Origin of the sequence: Roseicyclus sp. (genome assembly GCF_052168335.1) — a bacterium.
In the GTDB taxonomy this organism is placed as follows: Bacteria; Pseudomonadota; Alphaproteobacteria; order Rhodobacterales; family Rhodobacteraceae; genus Roseibacterium.
Genome location: NZ_JBQLZP010000361.1, coordinates 1 through 4,903 on the forward strand (window position 1 = coordinate 1; position 4,903 = coordinate 4,903).

Annotated in this window: 6 protein-coding genes; 3 read left to right on the top strand and 3 right to left on the bottom strand. The window is 73.0% G+C overall.

Translation table 11 applies throughout. The features are described 5' to 3' along the window. From ACTS11_RS11100 to ACTS11_RS11110, 3 genes are all read left to right on the top strand, one after another. Positions 1 to 509 (top strand): ATP-binding cassette domain-containing protein (locus tag ACTS11_RS11100; protein WP_442640376.1); only part of this gene is annotated, 509 nt, incomplete at its 5' end. Beyond that, positions 506 to 1,477 carry a serine hydrolase domain-containing protein gene (locus ACTS11_RS11105; protein ID WP_442640377.1) on the top strand — a complete coding sequence of 324 codons (972 nt, stop codon included), beginning with the start codon at positions 506 to 508 and terminating at the stop codon, positions 1,475 to 1,477. The genes ACTS11_RS11100 and ACTS11_RS11105, both read left to right, overlap by 4 nt. Positions 1,478 to 1,481: 4 nt before the next feature. Next, positions 1,482 to 2,624 (top strand): anhydro-N-acetylmuramic acid kinase, encoded by a 1,143-nt coding sequence (locus ACTS11_RS11110; RefSeq protein WP_442640378.1) that lies wholly within the window; start codon positions 1,482 to 1,484, stop codon positions 2,622 to 2,624. Between the two features lie 52 nt (positions 2,625 to 2,676). Here the strand turns inward: ACTS11_RS11110 and ACTS11_RS11115 are convergent, their stop codons facing one another. From ACTS11_RS11115 to ACTS11_RS11125, 3 genes are all read right to left on the bottom strand, one after another. Next, on the bottom strand, positions 2,677 to 3,939 hold the full coding sequence (locus tag ACTS11_RS11115; RefSeq protein WP_442640379.1) for an NAD(P)/FAD-dependent oxidoreductase: 1,263 nt from the start codon (positions 3,937 to 3,939) through the stop codon (positions 2,677 to 2,679). A gap of 76 nt (positions 3,940 to 4,015) precedes the next feature. Next, a complete protein-coding gene (gene cynS / locus ACTS11_RS11120) occupies positions 4,016 to 4,486 on the bottom strand; it encodes a cyanase (RefSeq protein WP_442640380.1) in 471 nt (156 codons plus the stop codon). Positions 4,487 to 4,520: 34 nt separating this feature from the next. Then, a partial coding sequence (locus ACTS11_RS11125; protein WP_442640381.1) for a sulfurtransferase occupies positions 4,521 to 4,903 on the bottom strand: 383 nt, incomplete at its 5' end.

The following is a 4,903-nucleotide window of genomic DNA, read 5'->3' on the forward strand; positions in this document are numbered from 1 at the left end:
TGGGCAAGGTGGACCTGCCGCAGGACGCGCTCGAGCGCTATCCGCACGAATTCTCCGGCGGCCAGAGGCAGCGCATCTGCATCGCCCGCGCGCTGATGCCGGACCCGAAGGTGCTGGTGCTCGACGAGGCGGTCTCCGCCCTCGACGTCTCGGTGCAGGCGCGGGTGCTCGACCTTCTGGTGGACCTCCAGCGCGACATGGGGCTCGCCTACCTCTTCGTCTCGCACGACATGGCCGTGGTCGAGCGCATCGCCCACCGGATCGCCGTGATCTACGCGGGCCGCATCGTCGAGATCGGCGCCGCGCGCGCGGTTCTCTCCGACCCGCGCCATCCCTACACGCACAAGCTCATCGCCGCCGTCCCCTCGATCGAGAAGCGCCGCGTCGACTTCGCGCTCGAGACCGACGAGGTGCCCTCCATCCTCCGCCCCGCCGGCTGGCAGGCGCCGCCGCAGGTCTGGCAGGAGCACGGTGTGGATCACCGCGTGGCGCTGGAGGGGCGCGGATGAGCTTCGAGGCCGCATGGGCGCTGGCCGAGGAGGCGGTCGCCTCGGGCCGCATCCCCTGCGCCGTCCTCGGCGCCGTGGGGCAGGGGGCGCGCGAGGTTCGCTGGACCGGCCATGCCGTCCTGACGCCGGAGGCCGTTCCCGTCGCCCGCGACACGGTCTTCGACCTCGCGTCGCTGACAAAACCCGTCTTCACGGCCGCACGCATCCTCGCCCACGCGGCGGCGGGGCGGATCGACCTCGACGCGGCCCTGACCTCCGTGATCCCCGACTTCCGGCAGTATCACGCCGACTGCTGGGAGCGCCGCGTGACCTTCCGCGAGTGCCTCGGCCACCTCACGCCCTTCCCGGCGGTCGAGCCGATCTACACCTACGGCAGCGATCCCGCGACGCTGCGCGCCTTCGTCCTGCAACGCGAATGGCGGCGGCTGCCCGCGCCGGTCTATTCCGACATCAACTTCATCCTGCTGGGCATCGCGCTCGAGCGGCTGGAGGGCGCCGCCATCCGCGAGATGGACCCGGGCCCCGGCCTCACCTTCGCCCCCGACCCCGAGGCCTGCGCCGCGACCGAGGCCTGCACCTGGCGCGGCCGCGTCATGCGGGGCGAGGTGCATGACGAGAACTGCTTCGCGCTCGGCGGCTCGGGGCACGCGGGCCTCTTCGGCACCGCCGACGCGCTTCTCGACGTGGCGGAGGAGATGCTCGCGCGCGGGCCGGGCCCCGAAGCCGAGCCGCTGTCGGAGACGCGCACCCACGGCTGGGAGCGGGCGCATCCCGGCTGGTCCGGGGGGCAGGCCTGCTCGCCCGCGACCATCGGGCATACCGGCTTCACCGGCACGGGCCTTTGGATCGACTTCGGGACCGGGCGCGCCTGGACCCTCCTGACCAACCGCGTCCACCCCACGCGCCACGCCGAGACCGGCATCGCCGCGCTCCGCCGTGCCGTGGGCGAGGCGCTATTCGTGGAGTGATCCCATGGACATGGCGTGGTGCGTCGGCCTGATGACCGGCACGGTTCTCGACGGCAACATCGACGTGGCGCTGCTGCGCACCGACGGGGAGCGGATCGGCGCGTTCGGGCCGCACGCGCTCTATCCCTATGACGACGAGACGCGCGCCGTCCTGCCCCGCTGCCTCTCCGAGGCGCTGGCCTGGGACTTCGCGGGGCCCGAGCCCGCCGTCTTCGCCGAGGCGGAGGCGCGGATCACGCGGGCCCAGTCCGAGGCCGTCGCGCGGCTGGTAGCGGAGGCGGGCCTGGGCATGGCCGAGATCGCCGCCGTGGGCTTCCACGGGCAGACCGTCCTTCACCGCGCGCCGTCCGAGGGGCGCACCGGCCGCACGCGCCAGCTCGGCGACGGGGCGCTGATGGCGCGGCTTCTCGGGGCCGACGTGGTCCACGACTTCCGCAGCGCGGACATGGCGGCGGGCGGGCAGGGGGCGCCGCTCTCGGCCGTCTACCACGGCGCGCTCCTCGACGGGCTGGGCGACACGCGAAACGCCATCCTCAACCTCGGCGGCGTCGCCAACGTCACGGCGCGGGACGGCAGGGGCGGACTCGTCGCCTTCGACACCGGACCGGCGAACGCGCCGATCAACGACTTCGTCGCGGCGCGGGGCCTCGGCGAGATGGACCGCGACGGCCGCCTCGCCGCCTCGGGCCGGGTGGACGAGGACCGCCTGCGCACGGCGCTCGGCCCCCCCTACCTCGCCCGGCCGTTCCCGAAATCGCTCGACCGCTTCGACTTCGGCCATGCCTGGGTCGCGGACCTCTCCGACGCGGACGGCGCCGCGACGCTGACGGCCTTCACCGCCTCCGCCGTGGGGCGCGGCCTCGACCTCCTGCCCGAGCGGCCGGAGCGCCTGATCGTCTGCGGCGGCGGGCGGCGCAACCCGACGCTGCTGGCGATGATCGGGGGTCGTGCAGGGGTCGAGGTCCTCGCCGCCGAGGCCGTCGGCTGGGAAGGCGACGCGACCGAGGCGCAATGCTTCGCCTACCTCGCGATGCGACGCCTCCGCGATCTGCCGGCGAGCTTCCCCTCCACCACCGGCGTGCGAACGCCCCTCCCGGCCGGGCGGATCGCCCGGGGCGGGGCGTCCGGTCCGCCGACGGGGCGCTAGCGACGCCTTCGGTCGACCGTGTCCGCGCCCCCCGAGGCCCGGACCGGAAACCTCATGCAGGAACGTCGACGGGGTCGGACGCGACCTCCTTGAGATCGACCGCAGGATCGGCGAGTTGATCCAGCCGGGGACTGACACGCTCCTCCAGCCAGCGCTTGCCGGCCATGTAGGCCCGTGGATCGGAGAGCGCGTCGACCGCGACGAACCGGCTCGCCCGGAAATACCAAACCGACCCGGTTCCGGGTCGCCGTCCCGGCCGCAGCAGCGTCCTGTCCGCACCGCGGTTCAGACCGGCGATCTGGAGCTTCATGTCGTACTGGTCGGACCAGAACCAGGGCACGGGCGCATAGGCCTCCTCCCGACCGAGCAGGGTGGCGGCCGCCGCCCTCGCCTGGTCGCACGCGTTCTGCACGCTCTCGAGCCGCATCGACCCGCTTCCGTCGATGTCGAAGAGCGCGACGTCGCCCGCAGCCAGGATGTCGGGGTCCTCCGTGCGGCAGAACGCGTCCACGCAGACGCCGCCGCTGCCATCGCCGCAGCGCAGCCCGGCCGACCGGGCCAGAGCGTCGTTGGCGATGCCACCGATCCCGACGATCACCAGGTCGGCCGCCACCTCGGTGCCATCGGCGAGCCGCGCACCGGCCGCCGCGCCATCGGCGCCCGGAACGAGCCGTGCGACGCCCAGCCCCTCGCGCAGGTCGACGCCGTGCGACAGGTGCAGGTCCCGCACCATCGCGGCCGTGCGGTCGCAGGCCACGCGGGCGAGGATGCGCGGCGCGGCCTCGACCAGCGTGACGGATTTCCCGAGCCCACGGGCGACGGCGGCGGCCTCGAGCCCGATATACCCGCCGCCGATCAACAGCACCGCGCGCGCCGAGGCGAGCTGCGCGGCCAGCCGGTCGATGTCGTCGATGCCACGGATGACGTGGACCCCGGCAAGGTCGCCCCCGGCCGCGGCGGGCAGGGGACGCGGGCGGCTGCCGGTGGCCAGCACGAGCTGGCCATAGGCCCGCACCCCTCCGTCCGACAGGACGACCTGCGACCTGCGGCGGTCGATCGCCGTGACCTCGACCCCGAGGACAAGGTCGATCTCGTGCTCGGCGTACCATTCCGGCGGCTTCAGCCACAGGCGGTCGCGCGGCATCCCGCCCGAGAGATAGGCCTTGGAGAGCGGCGGCCGCTGGTAGGGCGGATGGACCTCGGTGCCGATCAGGGTGATGGGCCGCGTCTCGCCGCCGCGCCGGAGCGTCTCGGCCAGCGTCAGGGCGGCCTGCCCGGCGCCGATCACGACGATGCCGCTGCGTCTGGTTGCCATTGCCGCCGTCCGTTCCCGCAGGGAAGGCGCCCGGGGGCCGCCGCGCAAGGCGGCCGCCCCCGGGCCCCGTCCGGCTTCACCAGGTGTTGTACTTCAGGAACTTGCCCGTCATCTCGACCTTGACCCGGTCGCCCTTGGGGTTCTCGACGCGGGAAATGCTCATGTCGAAGTCGATCGCCGACATGATGCCGTCGCCGAATTCCTCCTGGATCAGCGCCTTCATGGTGGGGCCGTAGACGGCGACGATCTCGTAGAGGCGGTAGATGCAGGGGTCGGTCGGCACGGCCTGCGCCCAGACCTTGGTGGGGTAGTCCATCAGGACCGAAACCGCCTCCTCCGGCAGTCCGAGGGCCGCGACCAGGTTCCTCGCTCCCGCCTCGGGCATCGAGTTCATGCCCATCGCGGCGGAGTGGGTGAAGACGGGCGACAGGCCGGTCTTCTCGGCGATCTCGGCCCAGCTCAGGCCGAGCCGCTTCTTGGCGGCCAGCACCATCGCGGCGACGTCGTCCTTGTCCATCATCGGGTCGGCGAAAACGGAGTCTTTCATCGGGGTCTTCCTTCCGGGTCGGGTGTGAGGGGGGTCATTCGGCGGCGACGGGAGCGGCGCTCTCGATCGGCAGGGCGGGATCGCGCGACCACTCGTTCCAGCTGCCGAAGTAGATGCGGACGTCCTTCACCCCGGCGCGTTTCAGGGCGAGGTAGCTGTTCGAGGCGCGCGCGCCCTTGAAGCAGTAGAGATAGACGGTGTCGTCGAGGCCGATGCCCACGCTGGCGAGCTCGGCCTGCACCTCGGCGGGCGATTTCAGGCGCGGGCCCGCGGCGGTGGGCTTCATGAAGCGATACCACTCGATCCAGCGCGCGCCGGGGATGCGACCCTTGCGGGGGCAGAAATCGCGGCCGTAGGGCGAGGAGCTCTCGCCGATCCACTCGTCCACGTCGCGCACGTCGAGCAGCACCGCGCGGG

Bases quoted from the DNA above. Each gene is read 5' to 3' on its own strand.
- ACTS11_RS11115 (WP_442640379.1), bottom strand. From the start codon at position 3,939: ATGGCAACCAGACGCAGCGGCATCGTCGTGATCGGCGCCGGGCAGGCC.
- ACTS11_RS11110 (WP_442640378.1), top strand. From the start codon at position 1,482: ATGGACATGGCGTGGTGCGTCGGCCTGATGACCGGCACGGTTCTCGAC.
- cynS (WP_442640380.1), bottom strand. From the start codon at position 4,486: ATGAAAGACTCCGTTTTCGCCGACCCGATGATGGACAAGGACGACGTC.
- ACTS11_RS11105 (WP_442640377.1), top strand. From the start codon at position 506: ATGAGCTTCGAGGCCGCATGGGCGCTGGCCGAGGAGGCGGTCGCCTCG.